Below are 18,542 nucleotides of genomic sequence, written 5' to 3' on the forward strand. Positions count from 1 at the left end.
ATGAATTATTACAGAGATAAAAAAGAAAACTTTAGAGGATTTGAAGGTCATCATAGTAATCCATGGAATCATATGTGTGAAGGATGCAGACTATTTGAAATGATGTATCATGAAAGATTTGGACCAAGAGGATATGGTCAAGGAGAATTCAGAGGTCATGAAGGATTTGGTTCAAGAGAGCATGGACATGGAGAGTATAGAGGTCATGGAGGATGTGACCCAAGAGAATATGAGCATGGAGAGCATAGAGGTCATGAAGGATTTGGTTCAAGAGGATATGGACAAGGAGAATTTAGAGGTCATGGAGGATTTAGTTCAAGAGGATATGGACAAGGAGAATTTAGGGGACATGTAGGATATGAGCCAAGAGAGCATGGACATGGAGAGTGTAGAGGTCATGAAGGATTTGCTTCAAGAGTCAATGAACAAGGAGAATTTAGAGGTCATGGAGGATTTAGTTCAAGAGGATATGGACAAGGAGAATTTAGGGGACATGTAGGATATGAGCCAAGAGAGCATGGACATGAAGAGTGTAGAGGTCATGAAGGATTTGCTTCAAGAGGTTATAGTCAAGGAGAATTCAGAAGTCATAAAGGGTGTGACCCAAGAGGATATGGTCAAGGAGAATTTAGAGGTCATGAAGGATATGAGCCAAGAAGATATGGTCAAGGAGATTGTATAAAAGGTCATGAAGGATTTGAACAAAGGGGTGATGAAAGAAACCATATGGAGCACAAAGTGCATGAAGAATTTGTTACTAAAGATTGTAAAATAGATAATGAATATAGAGAACATGAAAGATTTGAAAATCAAAATACAGGTGAAAAAATAGAGGCTGAAAACAAAGAAGATGCTAAGAAAAATAATATAGAAGAAAATAAAAATATGGCTGAATCTAAGGTAGATAGCAATGAGCCAGTACAAGAAGGTCAAAAAAGTAACATTAAAGAAGAAAAAAAAGCTATTGATAAAAAGTAAGATTATAAATTAAATAAAAATTAATAATAAATAAAAGAAAGAAATAAAAGAAATAAAAATTAAAAAATAGTATTAAAGAGAGATACTAAGAGATAAATACTTAAAAATAAATCTCACAAATAAATTTAAATATATAATACTAGTAAAATGACAAAGGTGATAGTTTTTAATAGACTATCACCTTTGTCATTTTTAGATACTGTAAATTAATTTGTGCTTTTAAAGATAATTTCTACTTTATAGGAACAATTATTTATTTACTATAAATGTAGTTTTATTCAAATTAACTTACTTCATGTACAAGTTTAAATATAAGTTCTTTAAACAGCGCCTAAAGACAACTACATTTTGACCAAAAGTAAGCTTTTAAGAAAAAGCAATGATATTTAAATAAGAATTAAAAATAAGAAACGAAATCATTTTGTATAAATAGAATCGTAAATAACACTAGAAATCATAAATTATGAAAATAATAATCTTTTTAGAAAATAATAAAGTTTTCTGACTAAAAATTTTATATTGAAATGTCAAAATAAAGAAATACCTTATAAGTTAATTATGCAAGAAAAAGAATATGTAGGAATTTTCTGATATTTATCAATTATCAATATATTATCCAAATCTTAATATTTTTAACGAGACTTTAAGACAGATAATACCCTATTAAAGATAACCTATCTTAGATAAAATAAATTAAAACAAAACAAAAATAGAAGAAGATTAAAAAAGAAAGTAAATCATGAAACATCAAAAAATTTATTTTTAAGGGGGAATAAAGTATGAAGTTTCAAGAAATGATTAATAGTCCAGGTCTTTGGATTGTCTCTAGTTTTTTAGTAATTATTTCCGTTGTTCAAGCAATCGTATTTATGAGGGCAGCACTAAAAGAGGCCTCAGCTATTGGTATTGAAAGAAAAGGAATTAAAGCAGCAATTCGTTCAGCTAGTGTTACAGCTATTGGACCTTCTCTATCTCCTGTTATTACATTATTATCGCTTGTAGCTATAATTGGTGCTCCTACGACTTGGATGAGACTTTGTGATGTAGGAGCGGCCAGAACAGAACTTGGAGTAATATCTCTCACATCCAATTTGTCTGGGGTTGAAGTAGGTAGTGCTGCATTTGGAGCACAAGCTTTTTCTTATGCATTATGGGGGATGGCTTTAAATAACTTAGGTTGGTTGTTCATTGTATTTATTTTGGGACATAGAATGCGTGGAATTGTTGAAAAAATGAACATGAAATATAATCCTGCTTGGGTTAAAAAACTACTTGCAGGAGCTACTGTTGGATTATTTGCTTACCTTCTTTCAAACCAAATAAAAACATTTGAAATACCAAAAATGACCCCAGCAATTATTTCAGCTATAGTTATGCTAGTATTTACAACTTTATTTAAAAAGAATCAACGTCTTCAAGAATTGTCCTTAGGTATTGCCATGTTGATTGGAATGTTTGGTACACAGATTATATTATCGTGATTAAAACAGATAAGAGGTGATAGTTATGTATGATAAAAAGATGATTAAAATAGGAAGAATTTCTATAGGTCTTGCAATTATTGCAAACTTTATTCCAGCTATCTATGTAGGTCTTCGTTTTGGGCAGATGCCAATGCTTTCTGTTATATTCCAAATTTGGGGGCTAGTTGCCACAACTTATGGAATCAGTTGGATTGTTCAACCTATCGCTTATTACCCAACTTTGGGAGCCCCAGGTTCTTATATCGGTTGGCTTGCAGGGTCTGTTGGAGACATACGTATGCCTGCAGCATCAATGGCACAGAAAATTGCAGGTGTAGAATCAGGGACACATGAGGGTGAAGTTGTTGGAACAATTGGTACATGTTGCTCAATATTTGTATCAGCTTCCATGATTACCATTTTTACAATTGTAGGGTATAAAGTAATTCCTTTGTTACCTGAATTTATTACTGATTCATTTAATTATATACTTCCAGCACTATTTGGAGCAATTTACGTTGACATTGCACGTAAGGATATTCGAGCTGGTGGATGTACGATTGCTGCAGCATTAGCGATTATGTATTTTGGTGAAAAAATTGGTATACCAGGAGGATTACTAACTTTGTTTATTGTAGTAGGCGGAATACTTATCACAAGAGTTTTCTTTGTAGTTGATATGAATAAAACAACAGAATAAAAGTGTTTATTAAAAAATATGAATATAAATTAGTTTTGAAAGGAGAATAAATATGTTTGATATTAAAATTATAAATGGGATAATCGTTGATGGTACAGGAGATTCAAGATATAAAAGTGATGTAGGGATTGTAGGAGATAAAATCATAGCTATTGGAGATTTAAGTCAAGAAGAGGCGAAAAAAACTATAGATGCAACTGGAAAATTTGTATCTCCTGGTTTCATAGATTTCCACACTCATTCCGATTTATCTCTTGTATATGATAAATATACAAGAAGCCGTATCTATACTGGTGTAACAACAGATGTTATTGCAAACTGTGGTATAGGAGTTGCTCCTATAAGAGAAGAGAAGAAGCAAGAGCTAATTGACTATCTTGGAACTAGAATAATTGGTACAATTCCAACAAAATTGGAACTTCATTGGAATACAATGCAGGAATACTTTGATTACTTAACTGAAAATTCTCCAGCCGTAAATGTTGTAGCTTATGTAGCACAAGGTCCTGTACGTATTAATGAAATGGGTTTTTCAAAGAATCCTGCTACTCCAGAGCAACTTGAAAATATGAAGTTGGAAGTTAGAAAAGCTATGGAAGCTGGATGTGTAGCTCTTTCATCAGGATTAGTTTATCTGCCAGGAGCATATACAAAGAAGGAAGAAATGGCCGAACTATGTAAGGAATTGATACCATACAATGGATACTATATATCTCATATTAGAGATGAAGGCGACGACGAAATGGAAGCTCTTGATGAAGCAATTTATATAGCTAAGACAGCAGGAGTTCCTCTGCATATTTCTCATTTAAAAATCATGGGTCATAAGAATTTTGGAACTATAGATAAAATATTTGAAAAGCTAGATAAAGCTGAGGAGGATGGTTTAGAAGTAACTTTTGATTGTTACCCATATACAGCTGGAATGACATCTTTAGGTGCACTTTTACCTACTTGGGTATTTGAAGGTGGTGTAGAAGATATGATAAAGCGATTAGAAGTACAAGAAAACAGGGAGAGAATTATAAAAGAGTTAGAAGAAGGTATTCCTGGTTGGCAATGTTTTTACCAATTAGCAGGTGGATGGTCAGGTGTTGTACTAGCTTCTGTAATGACCGAAGCAAATAAATATGTGGAGGGTAAAACCTTAATGGAAGTAGCCGAAATCAACAATGAAGACCCATTTGATACATTCTTCAGACTTTTGATTGAAGAAAAAAGTAAAATTCAAGTGGTTGTTCATACACAAGGTGAAGAAGATACAGATAAAGTTGTTTGCCATCCAAAGTCATGTATAGGTTCTGATAGTATGGATCTTTCTACAGAAGGTTTGCTATCTCTTGGAAAACCTCATCCTCGTGCATTTGGTACTTTTGGACGAATTTTCTCCTATTATGTTAGAGAGCAGGGTATGTTGACTTTTGAGGAAGCAGTTAAAAAGATAACCTATCTTTCAGCAAAACGCTTAGGGATTTGTGAAGAAAGAGGTCTACTTAAGGAAAATTATTTTGCAGATGTAGTGGTGTTTGACCCAGATAAAATACAAGACAAAGCAACTTACAATGATTCTAAAAAGTATACAGTGGGAGTAGAATATGTATTGGTAAATGGTAAAATTGCGTTGGCAGAAGGAAAACAAACTGACATATGCGCTGGACGTGTAATTAAAAATCCTCTTAGCAGAGCAAAATAAAATACATTAGAAATTTTTCTAAAAATAGCCTTTCTTTAAAATATAAGGAAGGCTATTTTTGTTAAATTAATAAAGTTTGTTCTACTTGCGTTTTTAAAAGGATTTAAATTTAAGTAGAAAAAACAGAAGATTAATTGTAAAATGTAATTAATATTACTGGATAAAATTTAAAGACAAAAATATTTCAACAAATAATGATAAGTAAAAAAACTTCAAGTAGATTTTTGTATGGTAAATAATTGATAAATTGTTTTAAAGATTAACAATATCATAAGAAAGGAGAGACATAATGAAAATACTTTATGTAGGACCAGATATGGTAATCGACAAAATATTAGCAGTAAGCAAAAGGAATTTTCCGAATATTGAAACAGATTTTGTTAGATATGATAGATATGTTGAAGCACCTGACTTATTGGAACAGTATAAAGGTAGAGTAGATGCAGTGCTTTTTACAGGTAAATCACCATTTAAATTTTTTGAAAAAAGGCAAAAAGATTTTATGCTGTCCGATTATCTTCCTAGACATGAAACAACATTATACAGAGTATTGCTTGAAATTACATATTTACTTAAATGCGATATTAATAGACTTAGTATAGACACTTATGATAAGGCAATGGTTAAGAGATTGTATAAAGAAATTGGAGTCGAATTTAAGGATGAACAAATGTTTTTTGCAGACCAAAAGTACCTAGAAGACGATTACATAAAGTTTGTGCTCGAATTTCACAAATATAATTATCAAAATAATAATATATGTTGCTGTATTACAGGTCTTGAAGAAGCTTATCATATAATGAAAAAAAATGATATTCCAGTAGTTTTAGCTTTGCCTTCTGAGGATGTGATGGTGCAAAGTATAAAAAATATCCAGATGCGTTATATTGCAAAGAAAAACAATGAGAATCAGATTGTTGTTCTTGCTATCAAACTAAATATGCCTTCAGAATATTCATTGATGAAGGAAGACGAGTATGCTTATCTTTCGCAAAGGATTAAGATACTTGATAAACTATACCATTTCAATAGTCGTATAGAGGGTGTTTTGGTAGAGCAGAGTAGAAGTGAATTTATGATTTTTACAACTAAAAAAATACTAGAGTTAGAAACAAAGAAGTATAGGGATATTTACTTGTTGGATATGATTCGTGAGGTTTCAGTTATAAATTCTTACATAGGAATTGGTTATGGAAAAACAGCAAATGAAGCTAAATTTAATGCTTATGAGAGTATTAAGATGGCTCAGATTCAAAAAAATGATGCAGCATATGTAGTTTTTGAAAATGGAGAAGTTATGGGACCACTAGAATCGAATCCTACTGTTAAAAAGAAGAATAGCTTTGATGAACGATTTTATCAAATAGCCACAGAGACAGGTCTCAGTGCTAATATTGTATATAAAGTATTCAGTAGTATAATAAATAGTGGAAAAACTGAATTTACATCAAAAGAGTTAGCTACTATATGTGGTGTAAGTATCAGGACTATGGACAGAATAATACTTAAATTGTGTGATGCTGGATATTGTGAGGTAGTAAGTGAACAACTTATGAGTAAGTATGGCAGACCTAGTAGAATATTACGTTTTAAGCCTTTTTTATTATTTTAATATAAATGTGTAAAACTTAACTAGATATTAGAATAATTTATGTGATTGTTTGAAAAAAGTTATCATATTAAGTAATGAAATTTTTCAATAAATCGTACATGTGATAAAAATGTTAATTAGATTACCCTCTTGAATTGTGGTGAGATATTCTATATTGAGGATTTATTTATACTACTTTTAGAAAGATATGAGGCTGTAGGTAGATTTATTTTTAAATGAATCTACTTACAGCCTTAATTTTTTAAAGACCAACACTTTTTAATTTTATTCTAATTTTAAATGGTATATATTTAGATTTCTATAAAGTGTAAAGTTGAGGGGACTAATTTTAGGCAATGGTTTATTGATTTGCAGTAGTCATTTAATATATTAATTTATTTATAGAATTATATCAATTTGATTAGATATGAGTCACAAATTATATTTTTATGATAACATTTTCTTTACAAATTTTTAGATATATGTTAATATTTAGAAAAATGCATATGTATTCATAAATAACACTTTAAACAGGGAAAAAAGTGCTTAAAAAGATAACGTATGCAGTTAGAATGAGAAAGTTAAATTATAACTTAAACAAATATGGGAGGATATAAATATGGGAAAATATCAAAATTCAAAAAAAGTTGTAAGAAATTACTTTGAAGCATTAGAAAATGCCAATGGGGATGGAGTTAAAAATGTTTTAAAGCAACACATGAAATCGGACTATAATTGGAAAGGTGTATATCCATTTCATGAACAAGAAGGAATAGAAAATGTAGCAGATGTATTTTGGAAACCTTTAAAAAATTCATTAAGTAATATGCAAAGAAGACAAGATATTTTTATTGCAGGGACTAATGAAATTGACAATAGTGAGTGGGTAATGAGTATGGGACATTTTATGGGACTTTTTGATAACGATTGGCTTGGTATCAAACATACTCGTAAAATGATTAGTTTAAGATATGCAGAATTTAATTGTGTTCAGGATGGAAAAATTTCTAAAACTGGATTATTTGTAGACATAATTGGATTTATGATTCAAGCAGGAGTCAATCCATTACCTCCACAAACTGGTTCATATTTTGTATATCCAGGACCAATTGACCATAATGGATTACTTTTTGAAGATGCAGATGAAATTGAAGGAGTAAAAACTTTGGAACTAGTGAATAAAATGGTAGATGATTTATCTAAATTAAATGAAAGTGGTTCTATGGGATGCCCTCCAGAAGTACTTGAAAAATCATGGGCTAAAGATATGATTTGGTATGGTCCAGGAGGGATTGGTGCTTCTTATACTATACCTAGATATCAAGAGCAACACCAATTACCATTTAGAAATAATTTAAAAGGAAAGACTTTTAATGGACATGTATGCAGATTCGCAGAAGGGAACTTTGCTTGTTTCTTTGGGTGGCCTAATCTGACTAATATACCATGTGGAGGTTTTTTAGGATTGCCAGGTGGTGAGATTAAAGCAGACATGCAGGTTGTTGATGTTTATTATCGTAAAGGGGATAAGCTTCAAGAGAACTGGGTACTAATTGATATTCCTTATTGGCTAAAACAACAAGGTCTTGATATTCTTGAGAGAACTAAAAGTATTTTTAATGCCTAATTATGCATACGTATTCTTAGAAGAGTGGAGGAATATGAAATGATATCCAATAATAAAAATGATGGAATAGTAAAAGAGCAAGAAAAAGAAAGTTCTATAAGTGAGCTTGAATCAGACAAAGTTAAGGAAAGACATAAATCTAAAGTAAATCAAACTAATTTTAGCAATACAGATAAAAATCAAATTACTAATAATGAAACTACTAATAATGGAACTATTGATAATGAAATTACTAATAATGAAACTATTGATAACGAAATTACTAAAAATCAAATTACTAATAATGAAACTACTAATAATGAAACTATTGATAACGAAATTACTAAAAATCAAATTACTAATAATGAAATTACTGATAATGAAACTATTGATAACGAAATTACTAAAAATCAAATTACTAATAATGAAACTACTAATAATGAAACTATTGATAACGAAATTACTAAAAATCAAATTACTAATAATGAAATCACTGATAATAAAACCATTGATAATGAAATTACTAAAAATCAAATTACTAATAATGGAACTACTGATAATGAAATTACTAAAAATCAAATTACTGATAATGAAACAGGCATACATAAAACTGATGAAGATAAATCTAATATAAATATTACTACTGAAAAAAATGAAAAAGTTGTATTTAAGGGGGAATATAATATGGAGTCTACAAAAATTTACTATGGAGATTCACTAGAAGTAACACCTGTTGGAGTGATGGACTACAATGATTTTTCAAAACAGACAAAAAGGGAGCAAGAAATACCAGGATTTGATTCTAAGTATAGGGATTTTGTAGATTATATTATGAAAATAACTCATAATATTTGGGAAGAAAAAGGTATAGGAGTTATTTATGATACATATCACAACAATGTTACAATGCACTGTGGTTCTTCTAATTTAGTTGGTATTAAAGACGTTATTTCCAATACTCTTCAAACATTACATGCTTTTCCTGATAGAAGATTAATTGGACAAAATGTAATATGGTCTAACTTTGGTGCTGATGGTTTTTTATCTTCTCATCGTGTTTTATCTACAGCAACTAATCTAGGTGATAGTAATTTTGGACCAGCAACAGGTCGAAAAATAAACTTTAGAACTGTAATTGATTGTGCTACAACAAACAATAGAATTCATGAAGAGTGGTTAGTTAGAGATAATTTATGGATTGTTACTCAATTAGGATTAAATCCTCAGGAAGTAGCAAAAGATATGGCAAAAGCAAGTGTATCTAAAGTACTTAGTTTGCAATCAACATATGGTATCTGTGAATCTATGGATGGTCAATTTATGCCAGTTAAATACCAAGCGAAAGATGATTCTGTTGGTGAAATGATGCTTGAGATGACAAGTCGTATTTATAATTACAAATATATAAATGAAGTTAAAAAATACTATCATGATAATGCAGTAGTCCATTTTATATGTGATAAAGATTTAAATGGATATGATGAGATACAGGGTATGATTGTAAGTTTACTTGCATCAATTCCAAATGGAAGTTATGAAGTAGAAAGAGTAACCTGTAATCAAAGGGAAAAAAATGAAGGATATGATGTATCTGTAAGATGGAGATTACGTGGAATAAATGAGGGGATAGGTTTTTTTGGACAACCTTCTGGAAAACCTGTAGAGGTAATGGGAATCAATCATTATCATGTACTACAAGATAAAGTAAAGGAAGAATGGATAACTTTTGATGGTATGGATGTTCTAAAGCAAATGTATATGGGTGTAGAAGAGTAAGTTTATTAGAGTATAAATAGTTTTGAAATCTATATAATGAGTATTCTTTTTATAAAATTCGAGAAATGGATGTATATAACAAATAGCAGGATAAATTCTTAGATAAACTATGATTAATATTAAAAAGGGGGATTTATAAAGAATATGAAAACAACAGTTGAGATAGAAAATGATATCATATTAGGAAAGGACTATTCAAACCTAAAAAGAGGAATTGCATTTTTTTCAATTGCTTTAATATACTTTTTTTATTGCTACAATTTTATGGTAGGTACCTTTATTAAACCAACAATGATTTATGCTCTAACAGAGGGTGGATTTGGTTTCTCATTAAAACAAACAGAAGAAATATTTGCTGTGATGTCTTTTGGGACAATTCCAGGTACGTTTATTTTTGGAGTGATTTCTACAAAAATTGGAAAAAAGAGGACTTTGATTAGTGTTGCTTTATTAATTGGACTGACAACATTTATACCAATGTTGTCTCCTACAAATATTATATTATGGAAAATTGCACGTTTGTGTACAGGAGTAGTACTAGGTGGTGTATTTGGAACAGCTATGCCTTTGGTTGCAGATATGTTTCCAAGTAAATATCGTGGTAAATTAGCGGCTATATTAACTGCCTTATTTTCGTTAGCTATGATTTTCGGTGGTAAGGTGTATGGAATCTTGGGTGATGCAAATTGGCAAATATTGATGTATACTGCGATTGTACCACCTATAGTTGGAGCTATCTTGGCAATTTTCTTTGTACCAGATGATTTGGAGTATACAAAAGAATTAGTTAAAAAAGGAAAAGAAACTGGTGAAAGAATTAGCTATATAAGTATGTACAAGGGAAAATACTTATGGATTGGTCTGGGAACAATTCTTTTATCAGGTGCTAATTTTACAGCATATTCAGCATTTTCAAATAATGCAACTACATACTTAGTAACAGGAATTGGAATGACAGCAGCAGTAGCTGGTTCTATATATAGTTTACAAGGAATTGGTCAATTAGTAGGATATTTATTTTGGGGTTCTATAGCAGATAAATTTGGGAGAAAAGTACCTTTTATAGGTATGGCATTAGCAGCAGTGTTTGTTTTTATATATACAAAATTAGGAGGAGACAATATAACAACATTCTACATGATATCAGTATTGTTAGGTCTTGCTGTTGGATATTCTGGAGCATGGGGAGCATACTATACAGAACTATTTCCAAGCAAATATCGTTCATTGTCATCTGGGATTTCGTTTAATGGAGGAAGAATTATATCTACATTTGCAATACCTGCCATAGCTGGTACAGCTTCTGGTACTTTAGGTATGATAACTATCTTTTATATATCAATAGCAGTATTTGTAGCAGGTGCTATTGTATGGTTATTCTTACCAGAAACATTAAACAAGAAGTAATAAAATAATGAAAAATTCTTTTATCACTTAGAAAGGGGTGGCTTATGATTTCATCAATTGATGTATGTATTATAACAGGATATTTGCTGTTAATGTTAGTTATTGGTTATTATTCAGGAAAAGATAATAAAAATCAAGAAGATTATTTCTTAGCAGGTAGGTCAATGCCATGGATTCCAATTGCTTTATCAGTTGCAGCTACTATGATTAGTGCAAATGGCTTTATAGGTGGTCCTGGATGGGCATATATGGATGGAATGTATCCAGTAATGGTTAATATTACAGTACCTTTAGCAATATTTTTTGCACTGAGCGTTACCACCCCAGTTATTTATAGATTAAAGATAACTTCTGTATATGAATATATGGGATTTCGATTGGGAAATTATTCAAGAGGATTAACTATTATTCAATTTTTTATTAATTCATTGATTCAAGCGAGTTCTATGGTATATATACCAGTACTTATTATTCAGATGATTACTGGTTGGCCACTTTATGTTTTAGTTCCAATCGTTGTACTTGTATCAATCATATACACATTATTAGGAGGAATTAAAGCAGTTATATGGACTGATAGTATTCAAATGCTAGTAGTAATAAGTGCTGTATTTATAGTAATTATTACAGCCTTAAAAGGAATGAATCTTAGTTTTTTTGATACATTGCAAATTGCACAACAGAGTGGTAAATTAAATACATTTGATTTTAGCACAGATATCTCAATTACAAATACTTTTTGGGCTACTTTAATTGGTGGAACTATAATGTGGATAAGATATTTCTGTTTTGACCAAGCTCAAGTACAAAGAGTTTTAACATCTAAATCTTTAAACAGTGCAAAAAATTCTTTTGTAGTTAGTGCATTTGTTATGAATTTAGTTTATTACTTTATGTTATTGGTAGGAGTGATTTTATTTGTTTTCTATGATGGAAGAACATTTGAAACTTCAAATGAAATAATGATTACTTTTATTTTGAATGAACTCCCAGTAGGAGCAATTGGAATTATTATTGCAGGTGTGTTTGCAGCAGCAATGTCTAGTATTGACTCTATACTAAATAGTATGACAACTGTTTTTACAAAAGATATTTATGAGTTTTATTTTAAAAAAGATGGTAAAGAATCATCATTAAAAGTAACGATGATTATAACAATGGTTATAGGTGTTGTTATGACAGGTTTCATTATTATGGGATTTGGAGGAAGCATTAAGTCAATTCTTGACCTTGTTGGTAACTATATCTCATACTTTGCTGGACCAGCTACAGGTGCATTTGTACTAGCAATGTTTACATATAAAGCTCATGATAAAGGAGTATCTATTGGCTTTATTGCAGGATTAGTTTTAGGATTTTTTATTTCTAATAAATATAACGTGAGTTGGTTGTGGAATCCAGCAATAGGTGCTACAATAACATTGATATTTGGATATATTTTTAGTATCATTTTAAAAAACAATAATAGTGTAGACGATATTAAAAAATATACTGCATTTGGTATGAGAAGAGACCTTATTTACAAAGAGATGGATAAAGTGGATGGAGTGTCTATACTACCATTTTCTTTAGGGAAGCAAGAATTAATTGTGTTAGCTTTTTTCATCATCCAATATATTATCTTATTTTTAATACAATTTTAAGAAGAAATACTAGATGTTTAAGGAGAAATACTAAATGAATCAAAAAAAAGTTCATTATAATAAATCAGCTACATCAAAAGATGTTGCGAGATTGGCAGGAGTATCTCAATCATCTGTTTCAAGAGCATTTGGTAGTGCAAATGGAAAGGGTGTAAAACCTGAGGTAAGAGAAAAAATTTTTCGTGTAGCAAATGAAATAGGATATGTTCCTAATTTAGTTGCAAGAGGAATGATTAGTGGCAAAACAAATGTTATAGGATTGATAGTTGGTGATAATCTAGGTCCATTTTACAATAGAATTATCAATTTATTTGTAGAAAAAATTCAAGAGATAGGTAAACAATGTCTTGTTTTTAAAGTTCCTAGACAAGAAAGTATAGACAGTATAATTTCAAAAGTGATTCAGTTTCAAGTAGAAGCTGTAATTATTACAGCTTCAGCTATGAATAAGGTTATGGCTGAGACCTGTGAAGAAAATAATATTCCTGTTATTCTTTTTAATCGTTTTATACCTGGTATAAAAATAAGTACAGTCTATGTAGACCCAATTGAAGGTGGAGGAATGGCTGCTGAATATCTGCTTGATAGGGGACACAAAAATATAGGATACATTCAATTTACTAGAGAAACAAGCGAGGAAATGGAAAAGAAAATTGGATTTTATTCTAAGTTAAGACAAAATGGAATTCATAACCTTAAAGAAGAATCTGCAAGCTATGATTATGATTCTGGATATGAAGCAGGGAAAAGAATGTTATCATTACCAAGTCCACCAACAGCGATTTTTTGCACAAGTGACTTGATAGCTATTGGGGTAATGGATGCTGCAAGATTTGAGTATAAATTAAGGATACCAGAAGATTTATCAGTTATAGGGTATGATGATATTCAGATGGCCTCATGGAAAAGTTATAATTTAACAACAATTAGACAGCCACTAGATTTATTAATTGAAAAAACAATTAAGATACTTAAAGCTTTATTAAATGAAGAAAATCATGAATCAGTAGTTGAAATGCTAAAACCTGAATTGATTGAAAGAGGTTCTACAGTTTAAGTGATAGATATCTAAATATATGTTAATGATAATTTTTGTAAAGGAATCTTAGTAAGTAAAATAGTAGGATTTTTATAATTATTATTGGTTAACATTGGCTGATAATAAACTTTAATGTATTTATGTAAGGGTAATATTTATATTAACAGATAAAATTAAAAGATGAGTCTTAAAGTTGATAAGACTCATCTTTTTAAATTTACATTAGTTTACAGCTTCTTTTCCTATTAAATCTTTTAACTCTTCATGAGTCATAGTTTCTTTTTCAAATAGGAATTTAGAAACAGAATGTAAATCTTCAAGATTATCCTTTAATATCTCTAAAGTTTCCTTATAACAAACTTCAACTATACGATTTGCTTCCTTTTGAATTTTATCACATAAGAAAGTTTTATCATTTCCATCAATAGTCATAAATCCTAAATTACTCATACCATATTCACAAACCATTTGGTTAGCTATCTCAGTAACTTTCTTTAAGTCATCTTTAGCTCCAGTAGATTTATGATTAAATATTAATTCTTCTGACGCTTTTCCTGCAAGTAGTATTTTTATTTTTCCAATCAACTCATCCTTAGTATAAATATATCTATCTTCATCAGGTAATTGAAGAACATAACCTAATGCTTGTCCTCTAGGAACTATAGATATTTTTTGTATAGGACAAATTCCTACTATATCACTTACAAGAGCATGTCCAGCTTCATGATAAGATACTATTTTTTTCTCTTTTTCAACCAATGCAGAGTTTTTAGACTCTAGCCCTGCAATGACTCTTTCAAGTGCCTTATCAAAGTGTTCTGATGTAATGTATTCGCTGTCATCTCTAACTGCAAATATAGCAGCTTCATTTGCTATATTTGAAAGATGGGCTCCATTGAAACCATGAGTTTTTTTAGCTAAAAGTTCTAGATTTACAGATTTGTCTATAGGCTTGTCATCTGTATGTACCTTTAGAATTTCAAATCTAGTGTGATAATTTGGTGCACCTATATGAATGTGTCTGTCAAATCTTCCTGGTCTAAGTAAAGCTTCATCTAATAAGTCAAGTCTATTGGTAGCACCTATTATTAATACATTGGAGTCTTTATTAAATCCATCCATTTCAACTAAAAGTTGGTTTAATGTTTGGTCCTTTTCGTTGTTACTTTCAAGATGTCTTTTTGCTCCTACAGCATCTATTTCGTCTATAAATATTATACTTGGAGCTTCTTTTCTAGCTTTTTCAAACAAAGTTCTAACCCTTTTTGCCCCTACACCTACATATTTTTCAACGAACTCTGAACCTGTAACATTGAAAAATGATGAGTTTGTTTCACCAGCTACAGCAGATGCAAGTAAAGTTTTCCCTGTTCCTGGAGGGCCATAAAATAATACCCCTTTAGGTATCTTTGCACCCATTTTTTGATATTTTTGTGGTGACTTCATAAAATCAACTATTTCAAATAGTTCTTCTTTTACTTCGTCTAATCCAGCAACGTCTCTAAATGTAGTCTTTGGTTTTGTAGAAAGTGAATCGTCTGTTTGATTTTCTCTTTCCATTTTTGTTTGTGCAAAGACAGGAACTGGATTGTTGATTTTCTTAAAAAAGTTGTTTAGCATTTTCATATTCACACCTCAGGTAATTAATTATTGTTAATCAATTTTATATTTTCCATATTTACTATTTTTTATTATTTATTTTTCATGGAAAAAATATACATGTTATCTAAATAAAAATAAATTTGTTAAATGTATGAAAAAGTGAATTTGTGTGTATATATAGATTGTTTTTATGTATCAAATAAAATGCGACAAATCAAGATAAAATAAAAATGATAAAAAATGTTATATTGTATAGATTAAGGGACATGAAGCATAGTATTATGTATAAAATTAGCTAAGTAAGTTTTTTAGCTATAGTTTTAAAATAATATCGCTTTGGGAGTATTATATCTTTATCATAAACAAAAAAAGTAATATAAATAAAAGGAAGAACTGTTAAATAAGTATTAAAAGGTGGAACTACTAAGTATGTTAGCTAGATATAAAAAATTGAACTATATAGCTGTTAAATAAAATAACTGTTAAATAAAATAGCTTTTAAATAAAATAGCTTTTAAATAAAATAGCTTTTAAATAAAATAGCTTTTAAATAAAATTTAGTTGTTAAATAAGATTTAATGGAAATATCTATCTATACTATTATACAGATTGTATAAATAGATAACTTATTAGAGTATCGTATAGAATAATAAGCATGTAGTATATTAGAATTCAATATAGAATTTGTTATGTAGAATATATAGATATAAAAGTTTTTATAGTAGAAATCTAAAAATTAATAGCAAAATAGATAGCATGGACATATAATTATTATTAGGAAGAAGTAATTAAATTTTGATAAACTAAAAAAAGTAGTTGCAAATAATTTGATTAAGTGATATAGTAGATAGGGTAAGAATAAAACAAAGAAGAAGTCCGCTTCTCACCTTACAACGAAGGTTAGTAAGGTAAATATAAGTTAAAGCTTAATTTTAGTTTAAGCTTGTTTAAATTTGGTAACTTATATGGCGGATGATTATATCATTCGCTTTTTATTTTATAAAAAATTTGGAGGTGTCCTACAATTAGCAAAGAATTAGCAATCAATGAACAAATAAAAGATAAGGAAATAAGAGTCCTTTCATCAACAGGTGAACAACTTGGAGTAATGCCTACTAAAGAAGCTCAAGCAATGGCTACTAGCAAAAACTTAGATTTGGTTCAAATCTCGCCAAATGCAAATCCACCAGTATGTAAGATAATGGATTATGGAAAGTTTAGATATGAACAAACGAGAAAAGACAAAGAAGCTAAGAAAAAGCAAAAAAATATAGTTGTAAAAGAAGTAAGACTTAGACCAGGTATTGAACAAAATGATTTAAATACGAAAGCTAATAATGCTATAAAATTCCTTAAAAAGGGAGATAAAGTCAAAGTTGAACTTAGATTTAGAGGAAGAGAATTAGGACATAAAGACATAGGCAAAGAAGTTATGCTTAAGTTTTTAGATATAATAAAAGAGTTTGGAGAACCAACAAAAGCCCCTGCATTTGAGGGTAATAATATGGTTGTAATTATAGATCCAAAAAAATAGATGATTAACTGAGAGGAGGAATTTGTCATGCCTAAAATGAAAACTCATAGAGGTGCAGCAAAGAGATTAAAGAAAACAGGAACTGGAAAGTTAAAGAGAGCTAAAGCTTTTAAAAAACATATATTAACTAAAAAATCTGCAAAAACTAAAATGAACTTAAGAAAATCAACTTTAGTAAGTGATGGAGATGCTAAGAGAATAGCACAATTATTACCATACTAGGATACAGATTATAAATAATAACTATAGAAGAGGGATATAAAGGAGGTCATAACGATGGCAAGAGTTAAAAAAGCTATGAACGCTCGTAAAAAGCACAAGAAAATATTAAAACTTGCAAAAGGATTCAGAGGATCTAGAAGCAAATTATATAGACCAGCAAATACATTCGTAATGAAAGCATTAAAAAATGCTTATATAGGAAGAAAGTTAAAGAAGAGAGACTTCAGAAAACTTTGGATACAAAGAATAAATGCAGCTGCTAGAATGAATGGAATATCTTATTCAAGATTAATGAATGGATTAAAATTATCTGGTATTGAAGTTAACAGAAAGATGTTATCTGAAATGGCTATACAAGACCCAGAAGGATTTGCAAAATTAGCAGAAGCTGCTAAAGCAAAATTAGCTTAGTATTGAATCATGAAATGTAAAGTCTTTGAGTTATACAAATAATTCAAGGGCTTTTTTATTTTTTGAAAAGTAATTGCTTATGAAAAAATTTTACTGTTATTATTTGACTATAGAAAATGATATTACCCAATGTAAAAATTTTCCAAGTAATCTTGAATTGATATTATCAACATGATAATATTATCTTATTAAGAATATTATGGGAGGTAATGCAATATGAATGATAAGTTGATGGATTGTTTTGTAAACCCAACTAAATGTAAGTTGCTACTTGAGATTTTTTCAAATAACAGAACTACAGCAAAACAGTTAGGCGAAAAATTTCAAGACATATCAAAAGCTACACTCTATCGCTATCTTAATAAAATGCTAGAAGATGACATTATAAAAGTGATTGAAGAAAATAAAATAAGAGGAACTGTTGAAAAAGTATATGCTATGAAGTTGGATATCGCTGATGATGTAAAGAATATTATAAATGAGAATTCTGGAGAAGCATATGCACAGCTATTTACTCAATATATGATAGTATTTTTAAAAGAGTTTTATGAGTATGCTGAAAAAGGGGAAAAGGATATCTTAAAAGATGGTTCGGGATTTTCTGTCTGTCCAGTGTATGCTAGTGTTGATGAGATAGTTGAAGCGAATAAAAAGATTGCTAATATACTGGAACCTCTTAAAAATAATTTACATGGAGAGGGAAGAAGATTGCACTCTATAGGATTAATAATTACACCACCTAAAGAATATTAATAGTAATAAAAAGTAACAGTTTGATTTTCATATAAAGCTGTTGCTTTTTTAGTATTTTTATTTCAATGTATGTAATAAAATGTATATCAAGCTGACATATAAAATGATATGATATATTTAAGGA

General features: G+C 29.8%; 15 protein-coding genes. 14 read left to right on the top strand and 1 reads right to left on the bottom strand.

What is annotated here, in order from left to right:
- The 10 genes from ACTG48_RS03890 to ACTG48_RS03935 all read left to right on the top strand — a co-directional run bounded on the left by ACTG48_RS03890 (nt 1) and on the right by ACTG48_RS03935 (nt 13,914).
- Complete coding sequence (locus tag ACTG48_RS03890) at nt 1-978, top strand: hypothetical protein (RefSeq protein ID WP_479918191.1); 978 nt, start codon at nt 1-3, stop codon at nt 976-978.
- Between the two features lie 779 nt (nt 979-1,757).
- Nucleotides 1,758-2,459: a DUF5058 family protein gene (locus ACTG48_RS03895; RefSeq protein WP_021383454.1), complete on the top strand. Its 702-nt coding sequence runs from the start codon at nt 1,758-1,760 to the stop codon at nt 2,457-2,459.
- Between the two features lie 25 nt (nt 2,460-2,484).
- Nucleotides 2,485-3,141: a hypothetical protein gene (locus ACTG48_RS03900; protein WP_021383510.1), complete on the top strand. Its 657-nt coding sequence runs from the start codon at nt 2,485-2,487 to the stop codon at nt 3,139-3,141.
- Between the two features lie 52 nt (nt 3,142-3,193).
- Entirely contained in the window at nt 3,194-4,834 is a 1,641-nt protein-coding gene (locus ACTG48_RS03905; RefSeq protein ID WP_479918192.1) for an N-acyl-D-amino-acid deacylase family protein, read from the top strand.
- Nucleotides 4,835-5,123: 289 nt separating this feature from the next.
- A complete protein-coding gene (locus ACTG48_RS03910) occupies nt 5,124-6,446 on the top strand; it encodes a hypothetical protein (RefSeq protein ID WP_479918193.1) in 1,323 nt (440 codons plus the stop codon).
- A gap of 598 nt (nt 6,447-7,044) precedes the next feature.
- Nucleotides 7,045-8,052, top strand: coding sequence for a nuclear transport factor 2 family protein (locus ACTG48_RS03915; protein WP_479918194.1), 1,008 nt, complete (start codon nt 7,045-7,047; stop codon nt 8,050-8,052).
- A 39-nt stretch (nt 8,053-8,091) separates the two neighbouring features.
- On the top strand, nt 8,092-9,807 hold the full coding sequence (locus tag ACTG48_RS03920; protein WP_479918195.1) for an ester cyclase: 1,716 nt from the start codon (nt 8,092-8,094) through the stop codon (nt 9,805-9,807).
- A 144-nt stretch (nt 9,808-9,951) separates the two neighbouring features.
- Nucleotides 9,952-11,214: an MFS transporter gene (locus tag ACTG48_RS03925; protein ID WP_479918196.1), complete on the top strand. Its 1,263-nt coding sequence runs from the start codon at nt 9,952-9,954 to the stop codon at nt 11,212-11,214.
- 44 nt (nt 11,215-11,258) lie between these two features.
- A complete protein-coding gene (locus tag ACTG48_RS03930) occupies nt 11,259-12,857 on the top strand; it encodes a sodium:solute symporter family protein (protein ID WP_479918197.1) in 1,599 nt (532 codons plus the stop codon).
- Nucleotides 12,858-12,891: 34 nt separating this feature from the next.
- Nucleotides 12,892-13,914 carry a LacI family DNA-binding transcriptional regulator gene (locus tag ACTG48_RS03935; protein ID WP_021383468.1) on the top strand — a complete coding sequence of 341 codons (1,023 nt, stop codon included), beginning with the start codon at nt 12,892-12,894 and terminating at the stop codon, nt 13,912-13,914.
- A 204-nt stretch (nt 13,915-14,118) separates the two neighbouring features.
- Here ACTG48_RS03935 and ACTG48_RS03940 read toward each other — a convergent pair whose 3' ends face one another.
- A complete protein-coding gene (locus ACTG48_RS03940; protein ID WP_021383451.1) occupies nt 14,119-15,522 on the bottom strand; it encodes an ATP-dependent metallopeptidase FtsH/Yme1/Tma family protein in 1,404 nt (467 codons plus the stop codon).
- Nucleotides 15,523-16,540: 1,018 nt separating this feature from the next.
- On the opposite strand from ACTG48_RS03940, the gene infC reads away from it, so the two are divergent.
- The 4 genes from infC to ACTG48_RS03960 all read left to right on the top strand — a co-directional run bounded on the left by infC (nt 16,541) and on the right by ACTG48_RS03960 (nt 18,418).
- On the top strand, nt 16,541-17,032 hold the full coding sequence (gene infC / locus ACTG48_RS03945; protein ID WP_479918773.1) for a translation initiation factor IF-3: 492 nt from the start codon (nt 16,541-16,543) through the stop codon (nt 17,030-17,032).
- Nucleotides 17,033-17,059: 27 nt separating this feature from the next.
- Nucleotides 17,060-17,254, top strand: a complete 195-nt coding sequence (rpmI, locus tag ACTG48_RS03950; protein ID WP_003429729.1) for a 50S ribosomal protein L35 — start codon at nt 17,060-17,062, stop codon at nt 17,252-17,254.
- Between the two features lie 54 nt (nt 17,255-17,308).
- A complete protein-coding gene (gene rplT / locus ACTG48_RS03955) occupies nt 17,309-17,665 on the top strand; it encodes a 50S ribosomal protein L20 (protein WP_021383519.1) in 357 nt (118 codons plus the stop codon).
- Nucleotides 17,666-17,881: 216 nt separating this feature from the next.
- The gene (locus ACTG48_RS03960; RefSeq protein ID WP_479918198.1) at nt 17,882-18,418 is read left to right on the top strand and encodes a helix-turn-helix domain-containing protein; all 537 of its coding nucleotides are present in this window, start codon (nt 17,882-17,884) and stop codon (nt 18,416-18,418) included.
- The last annotated feature ends 124 nt before the right edge of the window (nt 18,419-18,542 follow it).

The sequence above is a fragment of the Clostridioides sp. LIBA-6822 genome, assembly GCF_056688955.1.

Excerpts from the sequence above, each read along its gene's own strand:
- ACTG48_RS03960 (WP_479918198.1), top strand. The coding sequence starts at position 17,882 with ATGAATGATAAGTTGATGGATTGTTTTGTAAACCCAACTAAATGTAAG.
- ACTG48_RS03920 (WP_479918195.1), top strand. The coding sequence starts at position 8,092 with ATGATATCCAATAATAAAAATGATGGAATAGTAAAAGAGCAAGAAAAA.
- ACTG48_RS03940 (WP_021383451.1), bottom strand. The coding sequence starts at position 15,522 with ATGAAAATGCTAAACAACTTTTTTAAGAAAATCAACAATCCAGTTCCT.
- ACTG48_RS03930 (WP_479918197.1), top strand. The coding sequence starts at position 11,259 with ATGATTTCATCAATTGATGTATGTATTATAACAGGATATTTGCTGTTA.
- ACTG48_RS03915 (WP_479918194.1), top strand. The coding sequence starts at position 7,045 with ATGGGAAAATATCAAAATTCAAAAAAAGTTGTAAGAAATTACTTTGAA.
- rpmI (WP_003429729.1), top strand. The coding sequence starts at position 17,060 with ATGCCTAAAATGAAAACTCATAGAGGTGCAGCAAAGAGATTAAAGAAA.
- rplT (WP_021383519.1), top strand. The coding sequence starts at position 17,309 with ATGGCAAGAGTTAAAAAAGCTATGAACGCTCGTAAAAAGCACAAGAAA.
- ACTG48_RS03895 (WP_021383454.1), top strand. The coding sequence starts at position 1,758 with ATGAAGTTTCAAGAAATGATTAATAGTCCAGGTCTTTGGATTGTCTCT.
- ACTG48_RS03925 (WP_479918196.1), top strand. The coding sequence starts at position 9,952 with ATGAAAACAACAGTTGAGATAGAAAATGATATCATATTAGGAAAGGAC.
- ACTG48_RS03910 (WP_479918193.1), top strand. The coding sequence starts at position 5,124 with ATGAAAATACTTTATGTAGGACCAGATATGGTAATCGACAAAATATTA.
- ACTG48_RS03890 (WP_479918191.1), top strand. The coding sequence starts at position 1 with ATGAATTATTACAGAGATAAAAAAGAAAACTTTAGAGGATTTGAAGGT.
- ACTG48_RS03900 (WP_021383510.1), top strand. The coding sequence starts at position 2,485 with ATGTATGATAAAAAGATGATTAAAATAGGAAGAATTTCTATAGGTCTT.
- ACTG48_RS03935 (WP_021383468.1), top strand. The coding sequence starts at position 12,892 with ATGAATCAAAAAAAAGTTCATTATAATAAATCAGCTACATCAAAAGAT.
- ACTG48_RS03905 (WP_479918192.1), top strand. The coding sequence starts at position 3,194 with ATGTTTGATATTAAAATTATAAATGGGATAATCGTTGATGGTACAGGA.